18 protein-coding genes are annotated in these 16751 nt (G+C 56.4%); 13 read left to right on the top strand and 5 right to left on the bottom strand.

From position 1 onward, the window contains the following. Positions 1-18: 18 nt before the first annotated feature. Entirely contained in the window at positions 19-789 is a 771-nt protein-coding gene (gene garL, locus ACOTXI_RS11765) for a 2-dehydro-3-deoxyglucarate aldolase (RefSeq protein ID WP_058655023.1), read from the bottom strand. Between the two features lie 373 nt (positions 790-1162). On the opposite strand from garL, the gene garD reads away from it, so the two are divergent. From garD to ACOTXI_RS11725, 8 genes are all read left to right on the top strand, one after another. Next, positions 1163-2734, top strand: coding sequence for a galactarate dehydratase (gene garD / locus ACOTXI_RS11760; RefSeq protein WP_008501500.1), 1572 nt, complete (start codon positions 1163-1165; stop codon positions 2732-2734). A 176-nt stretch (positions 2735-2910) separates the two neighbouring features. Then, positions 2911-3765 (top strand): tagatose bisphosphate family class II aldolase, encoded by an 855-nt coding sequence (locus ACOTXI_RS11755; RefSeq protein ID WP_008501499.1) that lies wholly within the window; start codon positions 2911-2913, stop codon positions 3763-3765. Positions 3766-3799: 34 nt separating this feature from the next. After that, a complete protein-coding gene (gene gatZ, locus ACOTXI_RS11750) occupies positions 3800-5071 on the top strand; it encodes a tagatose-bisphosphate aldolase subunit GatZ (protein WP_008501498.1) in 1272 nt (423 codons plus the stop codon). Positions 5072-5084: 13 nt separating this feature from the next. Next, positions 5085-5552, top strand: a complete 468-nt coding sequence (gene gatA, locus ACOTXI_RS11745; protein WP_058655022.1) for a PTS galactitol transporter subunit IIA — start codon at positions 5085-5087, stop codon at positions 5550-5552. 28 nt (positions 5553-5580) lie between these two features. Next, complete coding sequence (gene gatB / locus ACOTXI_RS11740) at positions 5581-5865, top strand: PTS galactitol transporter subunit IIB (protein ID WP_008501496.1); 285 nt, start codon at positions 5581-5583, stop codon at positions 5863-5865. A 4-nt stretch (positions 5866-5869) separates the two neighbouring features. After that, entirely contained in the window at positions 5870-7243 is a 1374-nt protein-coding gene (locus ACOTXI_RS11735; RefSeq protein WP_008501495.1) for a galactitol-specific PTS transporter subunit IIC, read from the top strand. A 40-nt stretch (positions 7244-7283) separates the two neighbouring features. Then, entirely contained in the window at positions 7284-8327 is a 1044-nt protein-coding gene (gatD, locus tag ACOTXI_RS11730) for a galactitol-1-phosphate 5-dehydrogenase (protein ID WP_058655021.1), read from the top strand. Positions 8328-8437: 110 nt separating this feature from the next. After that, positions 8438-9211: a DeoR/GlpR family DNA-binding transcription regulator gene (locus tag ACOTXI_RS11725; RefSeq protein ID WP_008501493.1), complete on the top strand. Its 774-nt coding sequence runs from the start codon at positions 8438-8440 to the stop codon at positions 9209-9211. Between the two features lie 51 nt (positions 9212-9262). Here the strand turns inward: ACOTXI_RS11725 and rsmI are convergent, their stop codons facing one another. Next, a complete protein-coding gene (rsmI, locus tag ACOTXI_RS11720) occupies positions 9263-10126 on the bottom strand; it encodes a 16S rRNA (cytidine(1402)-2'-O)-methyltransferase (RefSeq protein ID WP_008501492.1) in 864 nt (287 codons plus the stop codon). Positions 10127-10187: 61 nt separating this feature from the next. On the opposite strand from rsmI, the gene ACOTXI_RS11715 reads away from it, so the two are divergent. From ACOTXI_RS11715 to dolP, 4 genes are read left to right on the top strand one after another with little or no spacing between them, the layout of a single operon-like run. After that, positions 10188-12353 carry a penicillin-binding protein activator gene (locus tag ACOTXI_RS11715; RefSeq protein WP_008501491.1) on the top strand — a complete coding sequence of 722 codons (2166 nt, stop codon included), beginning with the start codon at positions 10188-10190 and terminating at the stop codon, positions 12351-12353. Continuing rightward, on the top strand, positions 12311-12706 hold the full coding sequence (locus tag ACOTXI_RS11710) for a YraN family protein (RefSeq protein ID WP_008501490.1): 396 nt from the start codon (positions 12311-12313) through the stop codon (positions 12704-12706). Before ACOTXI_RS11715 ends, ACOTXI_RS11710 begins: the two co-directional genes overlap by 43 nt. Positions 12707-12727: 21 nt before the next feature. After that, positions 12728-13318, top strand: a complete 591-nt coding sequence (diaA, locus tag ACOTXI_RS11705) for a DnaA initiator-associating protein DiaA (RefSeq protein WP_003861754.1) — start codon at positions 12728-12730, stop codon at positions 13316-13318. Positions 13319-13327: 9 nt separating this feature from the next. Further along, positions 13328-13903, top strand: a complete 576-nt coding sequence (gene dolP / locus ACOTXI_RS11700; protein WP_008501489.1) for a division/outer membrane stress-associated lipid-binding lipoprotein — start codon at positions 13328-13330, stop codon at positions 13901-13903. 65 nt (positions 13904-13968) lie between these two features. On the opposite strand, the gene ACOTXI_RS11695 is transcribed toward dolP, so the two are convergent. Both ACOTXI_RS11695 and ACOTXI_RS11690 read right to left on the bottom strand, forming a co-directional pair. Continuing rightward, positions 13969-15006 (bottom strand): permease, encoded by a 1038-nt coding sequence (locus ACOTXI_RS11695; protein ID WP_008501488.1) that lies wholly within the window; start codon positions 15004-15006, stop codon positions 13969-13971. 39 nt (positions 15007-15045) lie between these two features. Continuing rightward, positions 15046-15690, bottom strand: coding sequence for an NAD(P)H-binding protein (locus ACOTXI_RS11690; protein WP_008501487.1), 645 nt, complete (start codon positions 15688-15690; stop codon positions 15046-15048). Positions 15691-15818: 128 nt separating this feature from the next. Here ACOTXI_RS11690 and ACOTXI_RS11685 point away from each other — a divergent pair, with 128 nt between their 5' ends. Then, positions 15819-16337: a type 1 glutamine amidotransferase domain-containing protein gene (locus ACOTXI_RS11685; RefSeq protein WP_008501486.1), complete on the top strand. Its 519-nt coding sequence runs from the start codon at positions 15819-15821 to the stop codon at positions 16335-16337. On the opposite strand, the gene ACOTXI_RS11680 is transcribed toward ACOTXI_RS11685, so the two are convergent. Then, positions 16317-16751 carry a YhbP family protein gene (locus ACOTXI_RS11680; protein WP_008501485.1) on the bottom strand — a complete coding sequence of 145 codons (435 nt, stop codon included), beginning with the start codon at positions 16749-16751 and terminating at the stop codon, positions 16317-16319. The two genes, ACOTXI_RS11685 and ACOTXI_RS11680, sit on opposite strands and share 21 nt — an antisense overlap.

Below are 16751 nucleotides of genomic sequence, written 5' to 3'. Positions count from 1 at the left end.
CTGTTTCCTCAATGATGGTTATTTTTTAAAAGCGTCCGCTAATTTCTGCGTAGCCGAGCGGAAAACGCCGAGGTCGCTGCCGACAGCAACAAACGTGGCACCCCACTCCAGGTAGCGGCGGGCATCAGCCTCAACCGGCGCCAGAATGCCACACGGCTTGCCGTGTGCTTTGGCGCGGGCAAAGATGTGCTGGATCGCGCGCTGCACGTCAGGGTGGCTGGCGTTACCCAGATGGCCTAAGGCGGCAGCCAGATCGCTTGGACCGACGAAGATCCCGTCCACGCCGGTTGTGGCGGCAATCGCGTCGACGTTATCGACGCCCTGCTGGCTCTCGATCTGAACCAGAATGGTGATGTTGCTGTTGGACTGCGCGAAATAGTCAGGGACGGTGCCAAACATATTGGCGCGGTGCGAAACGGAAACGCCGCGGATCCCTTTGGGAGGATAGCGCGTTGACGCCACGGCCAGCGCCGCTTGCTCTTCCGTCTCCACAAACGGGATCAGGAAGTTGTAGAAGCCGATATCCAGCAGACGCTTAATAATCACCGGTTCGTTGGTGGGGACACGCACCACCGGGGCACTGTTGCTGCCTTTCAGCGCCATCAGCTGCGGAATAAACGTGCTGATATCGTTTGGTGCATGTTCGCCGTCCAGCACCAGCCACTCGAAACCGGCCAGGCCCAGCACTTCGGTGCTGATAGGGTTTGCCAGCGCGGACCAGCAGCCAATCTGAATCTGGTGCGCTGCGAGAGCCGCTTTAAATTTATTCGGGAAGATAGCGTTATTCATTGTATTTACCTTTTTAATTCCGTAGCCTTTTTCAGCATCATTTTATTTATTCAGACACCGCGCCATCATGATATTTATTATTCGGACATATTCTGGCGTAATAAAATCGTCATTCAGTATAAGATGCAATCCACGACCGCACATTGTTTTAATGCTCAGGTATTACGCTATTTTTTGATAAAAATTTTTGCATATGCACAAAGCACTGGGCGCTAATGCACAGAATCAAGGATTACGGGCTCGCGAGCGATCGGGATCACATTTTGATATTGAATCTGCTGACATGCTTTATTTCTGAAAGCCGCGTATTTATTTCTACCATCAGAAAAATGGCTGAACCTATTATCAGAATTTTGCTGGAGAATACTGACCAATGGCCGACATTGAAATTCGACAGGCACCGCCGACGGCGTTTTATATAAAAGTGCACGACGCCGATAACGTGGCGATTATCGTCAACGACAATGGCTTAAAAGCAGGAACCCGCTTCCCGGACGGGCTGGAACTGACTGAGCATGTTCCGCAGGGACATAAAGTCGCCCTGGTGGATATCCCTGCTGAAAGCGAAATTGTGCGTTACGGTGAAGTCATCGGCTATGCCGTTCGTTCGATACCGCAGGGAAGCTGGGTGGAGGAGTCGCTGGTGGCGCTGCCAGAAGCGCCGCCGCTGAACACGCTGCCGCTGGCAACCCGCGTGCCGGAACCGCTTCCCCCGCTGGAAGGCTATACCTTTGAAGGGTATCGCAATGCGGACGGCAGCGTCGGCACTAAAAATCTGCTCGGCATTACCACCAGCGTGCACTGCGTGGCGGGCGTCGTGGATTACGTGGTGAAAATCATCGAACGCGATCTGCTGCCAAAATACCCGAACGTCGACGGCGTGGTGGGACTGAACCACCTCTACGGCTGCGGCGTGGCGATTAACGCGCCCGCTGCGGTGGTGCCTATCCGCACCATCCACAATATCGCCCTGAACCCCAACTTTGGCGGCGAGGTGATGGTCATTGGCCTCGGCTGTGAAAAATTGCAGCCAGAACGCCTGCTGCAAGGTACCGAGGATGTCAAAGCCATCCCGGCAGACGAGGCCAGCATCGTGCGCCTGCAGGACGAACGCCACGTCGGTTTCCGGTCAATGGTCGACGATATTTTGCAGGTAGCAGAACGCCATCTGGACAAGCTCAACCGCCGCCAGCGCGAAACGTGCCCGGCGTCGGAGCTGGTGGTCGGAACCCAGTGCGGCGGCAGCGATGCCTTCTCCGGCGTGACGGCCAACCCGGCGGTGGGCTATGCGTCCGATCTGCTTGTTCGCTGCGGCGCCACGGTGATGTTCTCCGAGGTGACTGAAGTGCGTGACGCCATCCATCTGCTGACGCCGCGCGCCGTTAATAAAGAGGTCGGCAGGCGACTGCTTGAGGAGATGGCCTGGTACGATAACTATCTCGATATGGGCAAAACCGACCGCAGCGCCAACCCGTCTCCGGGCAACAAGAAAGGCGGCCTGGCAAACGTGGTGGAAAAAGCCCTCGGCTCTATTGCCAAATCCGGGCAGAGCGCCATTGCAGAAGTGCTCTCTCCGGGCCAGCGCCCGACGAAACGCGGCCTGATCTACGCGGCAACGCCGGCCAGCGATTTTGTGTGCGGCACGCAGCAGGTCGCATCCGGCATTACGGTGCAGGTCTTTACCACCGGGCGCGGCACGCCGTACGGCCTGATGGCGGTGCCGGTGATCAAGATGGCGACTCGCACCGAGCTGGCAAACCGCTGGTATGACTTAATGGATATTAACGCGGGCACCATCGCCACCGGAGAAGAGAGCATTGAGGACGTGGGCTGGAAGCTGTTCCACTTCATTCTGGATGTCGCCAGCGGGCGAAAGAAAACCTTCTCGGACCAATGGGGATTGCATAATCAGCTGGCGGTGTTTAACCCGGCACCGGTGACGTGAGTTTGCTGTAAACCTCGCTTGGCATGGCTTCGGCCATGCTTTTTTTTGCTTTCATTTCTTTCGCATCCTTACCTTTCATTTCGATTCTTTCATTTTTAAGATATCAATCACAAAATAACATTCCGAAACCCTATATTGTCTTTCGCATAAACAAAACGAAAGGTTTCGGAGGAAAGATGTTCATCATCTCGTCGAAAGCGATGCTGCTAAAAGCACAGCGCGAAGGTTACGCCGTACCGGCATTCAATATTCATAATCTCGAAACGCTGCAGGTGGTCGTTGAAACGGCCTCTGAGATGCGATCTCCGCTGATCGTGGCGGGTACGCCCGGCACATTCAGCTATGCAGGAACCGGTAACGTGGTCGCCATCGCCAGCGATCTGGCCAAAACGTACAACCAACCGCTGGCGATCCACCTCGATCATCACGAAGATTTCGACGATATCGCGCAGAAAGTCCAGAGCGGGATCCGCTCGGCGATGATCGACGGATCGCATCATCCATTCGCTGAAAATGTCGCGCTGGTGAAGAAAGTGACAGACTACTGCCACCGTTACGATGTGAGCGTGGAGGCTGAACTTGGCCGTCTTGGCGGGCAGGAAGATGACCTGGTGGTCGATAGCAAAGATGCGCTTTACACCAACCCGCAACAGGCACGCGAGTTTGTTGAATTAACGGGTATCGACTCATTGGCCGTCGCCATCGGTACCGCGCACGGCCTCTACACTGCCACGCCGAAACTTGATTTTGAACGTCTGGCAGAGATCCGCAATCAGGTCGATATCCCGCTGGTGCTGCACGGCGCTTCCGGTTTATCTACGGCCGATATCCTTCAGGCCATTAGCCTCGGTATCTGCAAGGTCAACGTTGCCACAGAACTCAAAATCGCCTTCTCGAATGCCCTGAAAACCTATCTCGCTTCACATCCCGAAACCAGTGACCCGCGTCATTACATGGTGCCCGCCAAACGCGCCATGAAAGAGGTGGTGCGTAAAGTTATCAACGATTGTGGTTGTGAAGGAAAGCTCTAAATACGAAAGCCTGAAGTCCTGACCAGGAGGAAACGTGAAAGATATTATTACCCGCCATAAAGCGGGAGAAGCTCTCGGTATTTGCTCTGTTTGCTCAGCGCACCCGCTGGTTATCGAAGCCGCATTGCGGTTCGATTTGCATACCGACAACAAGGTACTGATTGAAGCTACCTCAAATCAGGTGAACCAGTTCGGCGGTTACACCGGTATGAAACCCGCTGATTTCCGTGATTTTGTTCTGAAGATCGCTAAAGAAGTGGGCTTTCCGCATGAACGTTTGATCCTGGGTGGCGATCATCTGGGGCCAAACTGCTGGCAAAATGAACCGGCTGACGCGGCGATGGAGAAATCCATCGCATTGATCAAAGCCTATATCGCGGCGGGTTTTAGCAAGATCCACCTGGACGCCTCAATGTCCTGTGCAGACGATCCTGTCCCACTCCCGCCAGGGGTGGTGGCACAACGTGCTGCCCGACTGTGCAAAGCGGCAGAAGAGACGGCCACTGAAGAACAAAAAGCGGCGCTAACCTATGTGATTGGTACTGAGGTTCCCGTTCCCGGCGGTGAAGCCAGCAGTATTAACAGCGTTCATGTTACCCGCGTGGAAGATGCCGCGCAGACGCTGGAAACGCATCGTGAGGCCTTTGCCGCGCTCGGTTTGGACGAGGCGATGACGCGCGTGATTGCGATAGTCGTACAACCCGGCGTGGAGTTCGACCATACGCAAATTATTCACTACCAACCGCACGCGGCAGAGGCGCTTTCCGGCTGGATCCGCCAGACCCCCATGGTCTATGAGGCGCACTCCACCGACTACCAGACACGTCAGGCCTATCGTGCTTTGGTTCGCGATCACTTCGCGATCCTGAAAGTCGGCCCGGCGCTTACCTTTGCCCTGCGAGAAGCCATTTTTGCCCTTGCACAAATGGAGAAGGCCCTCATCGCCCCTGAGCAACGCAGCCATGCGCTTGACGTGATCGACGAAGTCATGCTGAACGAGCCGGATTACTGGAAGAAGTACTACCGCCCCACCTGGAGCCAGGCAATGGTGGATATTCACTTTAGCCTGTCCGATCGCATTCGCTACTACTGGCCGCACCCGCGCATTCGCCAGAGCGTTGAGAAGTTGATCGCTAATCTGAGCGCAACCTCCTTGCCTCTGGGGCTGATTAGCCAGTTTATGCCCGTCCAGTTCGAACGATTGTCGATGAATGAGATCGCCGCAACACCGCAAAATCTCATCATCGACAAAATACAGGATGTATTACGCGCCTATCGATTTGGCTGCACCCCTGAACCCCTCTAATGCCGGAGAGTGTATGAGTCACGTTTTTGTCCGTACCGGAATTGAGTTTGAAACCTGCCAGCAGGCGCTGGCGCATATTGGCGAGGAGATGCTGGCTAACGGTGTTGTACACGCCACCTACCCTGCCGCCCTTCTGGAAAGGGAGATGAACTACCCCACCGGCATTGCCTTTGAACGCCATGCGGTCGCTATTCCGCACTGCGAAGCCGTACATGCGAAACGCCCCGCGATTTACCTGATTCGTCCGGACAAACCGGTGCATTTTCAGCAGGCCGATGATGATGGCGAGGTCGCCGTCTCACTCATCATCGCGTTAATCGTTGAAAACCCTGCGGCGCAAATGAAATTGCTGCGCCGCCTTTTCAGTGAGCTACAAAACCCGGACGTGCTGGACATGCTGCTGGCTGCGCCCGCAGAGCACCTGGCCGATCGTTTACGGGAGACGATCCTTGAGCCTGTCGCCTGTGCCCGGGCTTCATAACATACTGATAATAAGAAAGGAGTACCCTATGAAACGCAAAATTATTGTTGCCTGTGGCGGTGCTGTCGCCACCTCAACCATGGCAGCAGAAGAGATCAAAGAACTGTGTGAAGCCCACCACATTGAGCTGGATCTGGTCCAGTGCAGGGTGACTGAAATCGAAACCTATATGGACGGTGCAGACCTGATTTGTACCACGGCGAAAGTTGACAGAGCCTTTGGCGATATCCCGGTGGTGCATGGCATGCCGTTTGTATCCGGCGTCGGCATCGAAGCCCTGCAGCAAAAAATTCTGACCATCCTCGAGGGGTAAGATCATGTTTACCGAAATCATGCGGTACATCCTCGATCTGGGGCCAACCGTAATGCTGCCAATCGTCATCATCATCTTCTCTAAGCTGTTGGGGATGAAGCTGGGCGATTGCTTTAAATCCGGCCTACATATCGGCATTGGCTTCGTCGGGATCGGTCTGGTTATTGGCCTGATGCTTGACTCCATCGGCCCGGCGGCCAAAGCGATGGCTGAGCAGTTCCAGATTAACCTGCACGTGGTGGATGTCGGCTGGCCTGGTTCATCCCCAATGACCTGGGCATCACAGATTGCACTTATCGCTATCCCTGTTGCCATTGGCGTCAACGTTGTCATGCTAGTGACGCGGATGACGCGGGTAGTGAACGTCGATATCTGGAACATCTGGCACATGACCTTCACCGGTGCGATGCTGCACCTGGCAACCGGCTCTTACTGGCTGGGGATCCTGGGCGTTGTGGTGCACGCCGCGTTTGTTTACAAGCTGGGGGACTGGTTTGCCAAAGACACGCGGGACTTCTTCGGTCTGGAAGGGATCGCCATCCCTCACGGCTCGTCAGCTTACCTCGGCCCAATCGCCGTTCTGGTCGATACGATTATCGATAAAATCCCAGGCCTGAAGCGTATTCATTTTAGCGCTGACGACGTGCAAAAACGCTTTGGCCCGTTTGGCGAACCGGTCACGGTTGGGTTTGTGATGGGACTGGCCATTGGCATGCTGGCAGGCTACGACACCAAATCCGTTCTCCAGCTGGCCGTGAAAACCGCCGCCGTGATGCTGCTGATGCCGCGCGTTATCAAACCGATCATGGACGGCCTGACGCCGATTGCTAAACATGCCCGTAAACGTCTGCAGGCAAAGTTTGGTGGGCAGGAGTTCTTAATCGGTCTCGATCCGGCGCTGCTGCTGGGCCATACGTCCGTCGTCTCCGCCAGCCTGATTTTCATACCGCTCACTATCCTGATTGCTGTTCTGGTGCCGGGAAACCAGGTGTTGCCGTTCGGTGACCTTGCCACTATCGGCTTTTTTGTGGCGATGGCGGTCGCGGTGCATCAGGGCAACCTGTTCCGCACGCTTATCTCTGGCGTCATCATCATGGGCATTACGCTGTGGATTGCGACCCAGACCATCGGCCTGCACACCCAGCTTGCGCAAAATGCTGGCGCGTTGAAAGCGGGCGGGCTGGTGGCCTCCATGGATCAGGGCGGTTCACCCGTCACCTGGCTGCTCATCCAGTTGTTCACCTGGCAAAACGTGGGGGGGTTCATCGTGATTGGTGCCATTTACGTCACCGGCATCCTGCTTACCTGGCGACGTGCCCGCGTGTTTAACGCGGCAGAAAAGAACGCCGCTACCCCGCAAAGCCAGACGGTGTCTTGATATCCGGGGAGCCATGCTCCCCTCTTTTTCTGGAGTGAATATGAAATCAGTGGTAATTCACGCTGAGGGCAACGTGCGCGTTGAAGAACGTCCAATCCCTCACATTCAGGCTGCGGATGATGTGCAGGTGCGTATTGCCTGCTCAGGATTATGTGGCTCCGATATTCCGCGAATTTTTGCCGGAGGGGCACATTATTATCCCATCACCCTCGGACATGAATTTAGCGGTCATGTCGAAGCCTGTGGTACCGAAGTGCACGATCTCAAGGCAGGCGATCCGGTTGCCTGCGTGCCATTACTGCCCTGCTTTTCCTGTCCGGCGTGTGAAAAAGGCTACTTCTCGCTCTGCAAGCAGTATCAGTTTGTCGGATCTCGCAGCGAAGGCGGCAACGCGGAATATATCGTGGTGAAGCGAGCAAACCTGTTCCGCCTTCCTGCAGAGATGGCAATTGAAGATGGTGCATTTATTGAGCCCATAACCGTAGGGCTACACGCGTTTCATCTTGCTTCCGGCTGCGAGGGTAAGAACGTCATCATTGTCGGCGCAGGCACTATCGGCCTGCTGGCGATGCAGTGTGCACTGGCATTGGGCGCCAACAGCGTTATCGCGATCGATATCAACGACGATAAGCTCGCGCTGGCAACAACGCTGGGGGCAACTCAGGTGTTTAATAGCCGCGCTCTGGCCGCAGACGACATCCTTAACGCCTTGAGCGACAACCCGTTTGATCAGTTGGTTCTTGAGACTGCTGGCACACCGCAAACCGTTACGCTCGCCATTGATATCGCCGGGCCGCGGGCCCAGGTCGCGCTGGTGGGTACGCTGCATCATGACCTGAACTTACCTGCGGCGACATTTGGCAAGATACTGCGTAAGGAGTTGACGCTTCTGGGAAGCTGGATGAATTATTCGGCCCCGTGGCCGGGTGAAGAATGGAAAACCGCAGCCCGTCTGCTCACAGAGAAAAAACTGCAGCTAAAGCCCCTTATTGCTCATATCGGCGATAGCGACAGCTTTGCTCAGGCCGTGCAAGGACTAAACGGTGCGCCTATGCAGGGCAAAATTATGCTGCGCTTTGCGTAGTGCTTCGAGCCAGCAACCTGAGCTGGCTCACATTTACTTTCGAATATTACCGTACACCTTTCGCATACCTTCGATTAGAATAGAGGCAGTTAATTATCAGGCAATTCAATATGAACTCATTTGAGCGACGCAATAAAATCGTTGACCTCGTCAACGCTCAGGGCAGTGTCATGGTGCTGGATCTGTCGAATATGTTTGGCATTTCAGAAGTGACGATTCGAACAGATCTGCGTCTGCTGGAAGAAAAGGGATTGGTCACGCGTTTTCACGGTGGCGCCGCAAGGCCCGGCAGCAACCTGGCAGAAAGCGAAAATCAGGAAGTTGTGCTGGAAGACCGTTATCAACTTGCGAGCGACCCGAAGAAGCGCATCGCACAGGCTGCCGCGGCCATGATTGAAGAGGGAATGACGATCATTCTGGACAGCGGAAGCACCACCATGCTCATCGCCGAAGCGCTGACCAAACGAGCCAATATCACCGTCATCACCAACAGCCTGCCTGCCGCGTTTGCCCTCTCGGAAAATAAAGACATTACGCTCGTGGTTTGTGGCGGTACCGTGCGCCATAAAACCCACTCTATGCATGGCACCATCGCTGAGCGCTCTCTGACCGGGATAAGCGCAGATCTGATGTTTGTCGGCGCGGACGGTATTGATGCCACCAACGGCATTACGACGTTCAATGAAGGCTACTCGATCAGCAGCGTGATGGCAGCTGCCGCGCATAAGGTGATTGCAGTGCTGGACGCCAGTAAATTTAATCGCCGCGGGTTCAACCAGGTGCTGCCGATGGAAAAAATAGACTGTGTGATTACGGATGATGGAATCGGAAAGCACGAAAAAGAACTGTTGGGTAAAACGGGCACCGAGATCATCACAGTGTAGTTTGCAGGCCGGGTGAGGCGCACAGCCGCCCCCCCGGCAAAACAGCAGGAATTACTCCCCCTGCTGCTCCAGCGCATACTTATACAACGCATTTTTCTTCACGCCGTGAATTTCTGCCGCCAGCGCAGCGGCTTTCTTCAGCGGCAGTTCCGCCTGCAGCAACGCCAGCGTGCGCAGCGCGTCGGCAGGAAGGGCGTCTTCTTCCGCCTTGTGCCCTTCGACGATCAGCACCATTTCACCCTTGCGGCGGTTTTCGTCTTCCTTCACCCACGCCAGCAGCTCGCTCACCGGCGCGCCGTGGATGGTTTCCCAGGTTTTGGTCAGCTCGCGCGCCAGCACCACGTAGCGGCCTTCCCCCCAGACGGTCACCATATCTTCCAGGCTCTCCAGCAGGCGGTGCGTGGATTCGTAGAAAATCAGGGTGCGCGGTTCCGCTTCCAGCTCTTTTAAGACGTCGCGGCGGCCTTTGGATTTAGCAGGCAGAAAGCCTTCATAGCAGAAACGGTCAGACGGCAGACCTGCGGCGCTTAACGCAGCAATCGCGGCGCACGGTCCCGGCAGGGGCACAACGCGAATACCGGCTTCGCGACAGGTACGCACCAGGTGATAGCCCGGATCGTTGATCAGCGGCGTACCGGCATCGGAGACCAGGGCAATGTTCTGCCCCTCTTTCAGCTTCGCCACCAGCGTTTCGGCTTTTTGTTGCTCATTGTGATCGTGCAGCGCAAACAAACGGGCATTAATCGCGAAATGTTGCAGCAGCAGGCCGGTATGGCGGGTATCTTCAGCAGCAATTAAATCAACAGCTTGCAGTACGGTGAGCGCACGTTGGGTAATATCAGACAAATTCCCGATAGGAGTAGGTACAATATAAAGCTGGCCTTGAGAATTATCTGCCGTTTCGTGTTGTTTCATTGTTTCGTCCGTATTGCCGATTTAATATTGAGCATTGCGTAAAAAAATCACTGGATACAGTATGGTACCGTTAACGTTTCTTCGAAAAAAAGCCACGCGCAGCGTGCCGCTTCTGCTGGCAGCCCTGATCTTTGCAGGCTGTGGCACCCAGGCACCTGACCAGAGCACCGCCCATCTCCAGGGTTCTGCTCAGGCTGATTCTGGCTTTTATCTGCAACAAATGTCGCAGAGTTCAAATGATACCAAGACCAACTGGCAATTACTCGCCATTCGTGCACTGCTGAAAGAGGGTAAAACCCAGCGGGCAGCCGAACTGTTTAACCAGTTGCCAAAAGATCTTAACGACGCACAGCGTCGCGAGCAGAGCCTGCTCTCTGCCGAGCTGAAAGTCGCGCTGAAAGATTATGCCGCCGCGAAGAAGATCCTCGGTGATATCGACGTAAGCGCGCTGGATAAAAACCAGCAGGCGCGCTTCTGGCAGGCGGGTATTACCGCTGAGCAGGGACGCCCTTCGCTGACCTTGCTCCGCGCGCTCGTCGCGCAAGAGCCGCTGCTTGGCGGTGCTGATAAGCAGAAAAATATTGATGCCACCTGGCAAGCGCTGGCGTCGATGACGCAGGAACAGGCGCAGGCGCTGGTCATCAACGCCGATGAAAACGTCCTGCAGGGCTGGCTGGATCTGCAGCAGATGTGGTTTAACAACCGCAGCGATCCAAAAATGTTGAAAGCCGGCATTACGGACTGGCAGACGCGCTACCCGCAAAACCCGGGCGCGAAAATGCTGCCAACCCAGCTGGTGAACGTGCAGAACTTTAAGCCCGCTTCCACCAGCAAAATCGCCCTCCTTCTGCCGCTCAACGGCCAGGCGGCGGTGTTTGGACGTACCATTCAGCAGGGTTTTGAAGCGGCGAAAAACGGCACGACGTCGGTAGCCGGCAGCGCCGTTCCCGCACAGGCAGCCCAGGCGGCTAATGTGAATAATGATGTTGTCAGCCCATCCGCCGCAGAGACCAGCGACCTGACCACGGCGCAAACGCCAGCGCAGGGCACGATGCAAAACCCTGTGACGGCCCCGACGACGCCTCCAGCTGAAGCTGCACCGGCTACAGCAGCACCTGCGGCCCAGGCTCCGGCCGAGACGCAAACGGCGCCAGCTCCTGCCACAACAGCAGAACAGCCTCAACAGCAGCCTGCACAACCCGCGGCTCAACCTGCCGCGCAGCCGCAGGCCGTGGCAACCACCAGCGCCAACCCGGGCGCTGAATTGAAAATCTACGACACCAGCTCGCAGCCGCTTGACCAGGTGCTGGCGCAGGTACAGCAGGACGGGGCGAGCATCGTTGTCGGTCCGCTGCTGAAGAACAACGTGGAAGAGCTGATGAAGAGCAATACCACGCTGAACGTGCTGGCGCTCAACCAGCCAGAGCAGGTTCAGAACCGGGCGAATATCTGCTACTTCGCGCTCTCTCCAGAAGATGAAGCCCGCGATGCGGCGCGTCATATTCATGAGCAGGGTAAGCAGGCTCCGCTGCTGCTCATCCCACGCAGCACGCTGGGCGATCGCGTGGCCAATGCCTTTGCCGATGAGTGGCAGAAGCTGGGCGGCGGCGTGGTGCTGCAGCAGAAATTCGGTTCCGTCTCTGAACTGCGCGCAGGCGTAAACGGCGGGGCGGGTATCGCACTTAACGGTAGCCCGGTCACCGCGAGCCTGCCACAGCAGCAGGGCGTGACGATTGGCGGCCTGACGATCCCTGCGCCGCCAACCGACGCGCAGATTAGCGGTGGCGGTAAAGTGGATGCGGCCTATATCGTTGCCACGCCGCAGGAGATCGCCTTTATCAAACCGATGATTGCGATGCGTAACGGCAGCCAGAGCGGCGCAACGCTCTACGCCAGCTCCCGCAGCGCACAGGGCACCGCAGGCCCGGATTTCCGTCTGGAAATGGACGGTCTGCAGTACAGCGAAATCCCGATGCTGGCCGGCAGCAATCCATCCCTGATGCAGCAGGCGCTGAGCGCGGTGCGTAACGATTACTCTCTGGCGCGTCTGTATGCGATGGGGGTTGATGCGTGGGCGCTGGCGAACCACTTTACCCAGATGCGTCAGGTGCCGGGCTTCGAGCTTAACGGCAACACCGGCGATCTGACCGCGACCCAGGATTGTGTGATTAACAGGAAGTTATCATGGCTCAAATACCAGCAGGGGCAGATCGTCCCGGCCAGTTAAGCCGCAAACAAACCGGCGATGCGTGGGAGTTAAAGGCGCGTCGCTGGCTTGAAGGCAAAGGACTGCGTTTTATCGTCGCCAACGTCCGTGGACGTGGCGGCGAAATCGACCTGATCATGAAAGACGGTCAGGTCATTGTGTTTGTAGAAGTGCGCTTTCGACAGTCCTCCCGTTTTGGCGGTGCTGCCGCCAGCGTGACGCTCGCCAAACAACATAAATTATTACAGACTGCCCACTTGTGGCTTGCCCGCCATAATGGGAGTTTTGATACTGTGGATTGCCGGTTCGATGTGATAGCCTTCACCGGAAATGAGATCGAATGGCTTAAAAACGCTTTTGGCGAAGACGCATAATTAAGATTTAAAAGGGATAACGTGCTCGAAAGAATTAAAGTGTGCTTCACAGAAAGCATCCAGACTCAGATTGCCGCGGCGGAAGCCCTTCCGGATGCTATCTCGCGTGCCGCAATGACGCTGGTGCAATCCCTGCTAAACGGCAACAAAATCCTCTGTTGTGGCAACGGCACGTCAGCCGCCAACGCACAGCATTTTGCTGCCAGCATGATCAATCGTTTTGAAACAGAACGCCCCAGTTTACCTGCCATTGCACTTAATACCGATAATGTGGTCTTAACGGCGATTGCTAACGATCGTCTGCATGACGAAATTTACGCAAAGCAGGTGCGAGCCCTGGGTCATGCCGGAGATGTGCTGCTGGCTATCTCCACGCGCGGCAATAGCCGGGATATAGTCAAAGCTGTTGAAGCCGCCGTCACCCGCGACATGACCATCGTGGCCTTAACCGGCTATGACGGGGGGGAGCTGGCGGGTCTGCTTGGGCCGCAGGATGTGGAAATCCGCATTCCGTCTCACCGGAGCGCGCGTATTCAGGAAATGCATATGCTCACGGTGAACTGCTTATGTGACTTGATCGATAACACGCTTTTCCCTCACCAGGATGATTAAGGAGTTCTTATGAAGGCTTTATCGACCCTCGCAGTCCTTATGTCTGCATTACTGCTTCAGGGATGTATCGCTGCGGCCGTTGTGGGTACTGCCGCAGTAGGCACCAAAGCGGCAACCGATCCGCGCACTGTGGGAACACAGGTGGATGACGGTACGCTGGAGCTGCGCGTCAACAGTGCGCTGTCGAAAGACGAACAGATCAAGAAAGAGGCGCGTATCAACGTGACGGCTTATCAGGGCAAAGTGCTGCTGGCAGGCCAGGCGCCGAACATGGAGCTCGCCTCGCGTGCGAAACAGATTGCGATGGGCGTTGAAGGGACCACAGAGGTGTTTAACGAAGTGCGTCAGGGCAAGCCAATTGGCCTGGGTGATGCCTCTTCCGATACCTGGATCACCACCAAAGTACGTTCCCAGCTGCTGGGCTCGGACCAGGTGAAATCTTCCAACGTGAAGGTGACAACGGAAAACGGTGAAGTGTTCCTGCTGGGTCTGGTGACCGAACGTGAAGGGAAAGCGGCGGCCGATATCGCCAGCCGGGTGAGCGGCGTGAAGCACGTCACCACCGCGTTTACTTACATTAAATAAAAAAATCCCCTCAAGTGAGGGGATTTTTTTGTAGGCCCGGTAAGCGTAGCGCCACCGGGCGTTTTTCACAGAAGCGCAATACTTCCCACCATCACCCCGCTCAACGCCACCAGCCCCGCGGTGAGCCACAGCGCTTTCGCCGGGAATGACTTACGCAGCATAATCAGCGACGGCAGGCTGATGGCCGGTAACGTGATGAGCAATGCCAGTGCCGGTGCGGTGCCCATGCCGGCCAGCATCATGGTCTGAACAATAGGAATTTCTGCGGCGGTAGGGATCACAAACAGGCAGCCTGCAACGGCCATCGCAATGACCCACAACAGCGTGTTGTCGATAGCGCCATCCGCATGCGGGAAGAGCCAGACGCGCGCCGCCCCGAGAACCAGCACCGCCAGGATATAGACCGGGATGGTGCTCCAGAAAAGCTGCCATAGCGCCCTGCCCCAGCGCGCAAAGAACCCGCCCTGCGGCTCGCTGACGTCCAGCTCAACAGACGCGGACTCTGGCGTCTTATCCTTCACCAGATTTTGCACCAGCGTCGCCACCACCAGCACGGTCAGCAGTCCGGCCACCAGACGAATGAACGCGAAATGCCAGCCCAGGACAAAGCCCATAAAAACCAGCGTCGCCGGATTGAGCAGCGGGTTGCCCATCCAGAACGCCAGCGCGCCGCCCATCGACACGCGCTGGCGGCGCATCCCTGCCGCCACGGGCGCAGCGCAGCAGGAGCACATCATGCCCGGCAGGGAGAAGATCGTTCCCAGCAGCGTACCCTGAAAGCGCGGCTGTCCGAGGGTTTTCACCAGCCAGTTGCGCGGGATCAGTACCTGAATCAGTGAGCCCAGGATCACGCCCAGGACGGCAGCCTTCCAGACGGCAAGGAAGTAGACCATGGCATAGTCCCACGCCGCCTGAAGCGGGCTGGCATCCGCCTGAGCGAGAATAGATTTACCGATGCTGTGCGTTTCGGCGGCGGTGAAGGCTTTGCCGTAGTACGGTTGCCATTTCACGTACCAAAGGCCAACAATGACCACGAGAAAGAAGAGTGCGGGCTTCCACCATTGAACAGGTGTTGCCGCCTGAGATGAAGACTGACCAGTCATAGCATTCCCCGGAGAGTATGAGTAATTAGCCGGGGGAGTTTACGCCTCGCCCTGCGCGATTTCACGCAGTTTTGCCGAAGGGATAATGTTTACGCCCGCTTTCGACGGAGCCAGTCCCTCTTTTAACAGCGCACGCGCGACGTCCCGCGCCTCGATAGATTTCCAGTTGCCGGGCAGGATCCGAAACAGCGGGGCAAATATCGACTCGTTAAAGCGGCGCTCGTCCCGGTGGCCGATCAGCATTGAGGGGCGCACAATCGTCAGCTGCTCCCATTTCTGCGCAATCAGCGCATCCTCCATCTTGCCCTTCACCTTGTTGTAGAAGAAAGGCGATCCGGCACTGGCGCCCAGCGCGCTGACCACCAGAAAATGTCTGGCTCCCAGCTTTTTCGCCGTAAGCGCGGTGTCCACCACCAGCGTATAGTCGGCGTGGATAAATGCCTCTTTGCTCCCCGCCTCCCGCCGCGTGGTGCCCAGACAGCAAAAGGCGATATCAATCGGGTCCTGGACCTGCGCCAGCGCATCCGTCAGTTGGGGATCGTGCGGATTAAAGACCCCGGAGATGTCCACCAGCGGTCGACGCGTCGGGGCGGCGATGTAGTTCACGCGGCGATCCTGAATCAGCAGCCGCAGCAGATGATCGCCCACTAATCCGGTAGCACCGGTAATCAATACCTGACTCATCGTATCCCCTTTACAGAATTGTCCGTTTGCGAACTCGGCGTCGTCGACCACACTTAGAAGTCTGTTACAGGTAAGTATTTACCACAAGCGGAGAAAAATCAGTCTGAAGCCAAAACAACGGAGGAAACATGGGCAAGAAAATCGCAGTCTTGATTACCGACGAGTTTGAAGATTCAGAATTCACCTCTCCTGCAGAGGCGTTCCGCAAGGCGGGACATGAGGTCATCACCATCGAGAAAGAGGCGGGCAAAACGGTGAAAGGCCATAAGGGCGAGGCCAGCGTGACCATCGACGAGACTATCGATAACGTGAGCCCCTCAGATTTTGACGCCCTGCTTTTACCCGGCGGCCATTCACCGGATTCCCTGCGCGGAGACGAGCGCTTCGTGACCTTCACACGGGACTTTGTCTCTACCGGCAAACCGGTCTTTGCCATCTGTCACGGGCCGCAGCTGCTCATCAGCGCGGAGGTTGTACGCGGGCGTAAGCTCACGGCGGTGAAACCGATCGTTATCGATCTGAAAAATGCGGGCGCCGAGTTTTACGATCAGGAGGTGGTCAACGACAAAGACCAGCTGATCACCAGCCGGACACCGGACGATCTCCCGGCGTTTAACCGCGAAGCGCTACGCCTGCTCGGCGCGTAACCAGTGCAGCTTCTTGCCAAAGCCCAGGGTGTTGTCGGTAAATTTCAGCTCATCGAGGCGGATTTCCCACACCGGGGCTTTTAGCGCAGCGGCGACCGGAAAGCGGCGCGTGTAGTGCTTGCGACGCGCGTCGCTCTCTTCTCCGTCCAGGCGACGGATTTCCCCTTTAAACTGTACCCCACGGATCAGCGCGACTGTTTTCGGCTGGCCATTTACCGTGCCCGCGACTTTTGCCTGCTGGCCGGTCATCTGCGCATGACGCGTTTTGTCTTCGCTCATGACGTAAAATGCGACGCGCTCCGGATCGTAGTAGTAAAACGCGTTTGCGCACCACATCTCACCCTCGCTGTAGACGCACCAGGTGACGACGTGCTGCTTCGCCAGCCAGCGGTTAATGGCGGCCAGTGTTTCCAT

This window comes from Enterobacter cloacae complex sp. BZL2005 (assembly GCF_049238885.1).
Classification (GTDB): Bacteria; Pseudomonadota; Gammaproteobacteria; order Enterobacterales; family Enterobacteriaceae; genus Enterobacter; species Enterobacter roggenkampii.
This window is presented reverse-complemented; position numbering and strand designations above follow the sequence as displayed.

Excerpts from the sequence above, each read along its gene's own strand:
- garL (WP_058655023.1), bottom strand. The coding sequence starts at position 789 with ATGAATAACGCTATCTTCCCGAATAAATTTAAAGCGGCTCTCGCAGCG.
- garD (WP_008501500.1), top strand. The coding sequence starts at position 1,163 with ATGGCCGACATTGAAATTCGACAGGCACCGCCGACGGCGTTTTATATA.
- ACOTXI_RS11755 (WP_008501499.1), top strand. The coding sequence starts at position 2,911 with ATGTTCATCATCTCGTCGAAAGCGATGCTGCTAAAAGCACAGCGCGAA.
- gatA (WP_058655022.1), top strand. The coding sequence starts at position 5,085 with ATGAGTCACGTTTTTGTCCGTACCGGAATTGAGTTTGAAACCTGCCAG.
- gatB (WP_008501496.1), top strand. The coding sequence starts at position 5,581 with ATGAAACGCAAAATTATTGTTGCCTGTGGCGGTGCTGTCGCCACCTCA.
- ACOTXI_RS11735 (WP_008501495.1), top strand. The coding sequence starts at position 5,870 with ATGTTTACCGAAATCATGCGGTACATCCTCGATCTGGGGCCAACCGTA.
- gatD (WP_058655021.1), top strand. The coding sequence starts at position 7,284 with ATGAAATCAGTGGTAATTCACGCTGAGGGCAACGTGCGCGTTGAAGAA.
- ACOTXI_RS11725 (WP_008501493.1), top strand. The coding sequence starts at position 8,438 with ATGAACTCATTTGAGCGACGCAATAAAATCGTTGACCTCGTCAACGCT.
- rsmI (WP_008501492.1), bottom strand. The coding sequence starts at position 10,126 with ATGAAACAACACGAAACGGCAGATAATTCTCAAGGCCAGCTTTATATT.
- ACOTXI_RS11715 (WP_008501491.1), top strand. The coding sequence starts at position 10,188 with ATGGTACCGTTAACGTTTCTTCGAAAAAAAGCCACGCGCAGCGTGCCG.
- ACOTXI_RS11710 (WP_008501490.1), top strand. The coding sequence starts at position 12,311 with ATGGCTCAAATACCAGCAGGGGCAGATCGTCCCGGCCAGTTAAGCCGC.
- dolP (WP_008501489.1), top strand. The coding sequence starts at position 13,328 with ATGAAGGCTTTATCGACCCTCGCAGTCCTTATGTCTGCATTACTGCTT.
- ACOTXI_RS11695 (WP_008501488.1), bottom strand. The coding sequence starts at position 15,006 with ATGACTGGTCAGTCTTCATCTCAGGCGGCAACACCTGTTCAATGGTGG.
- ACOTXI_RS11690 (WP_008501487.1), bottom strand. The coding sequence starts at position 15,690 with ATGAGTCAGGTATTGATTACCGGTGCTACCGGATTAGTGGGCGATCAT.
- ACOTXI_RS11685 (WP_008501486.1), top strand. The coding sequence starts at position 15,819 with ATGGGCAAGAAAATCGCAGTCTTGATTACCGACGAGTTTGAAGATTCA.
- ACOTXI_RS11680 (WP_008501485.1), bottom strand. The coding sequence starts at position 16,751 with ATGGAAACACTGGCCGCCATTAACCGCTGGCTGGCGAAGCAGCACGTC.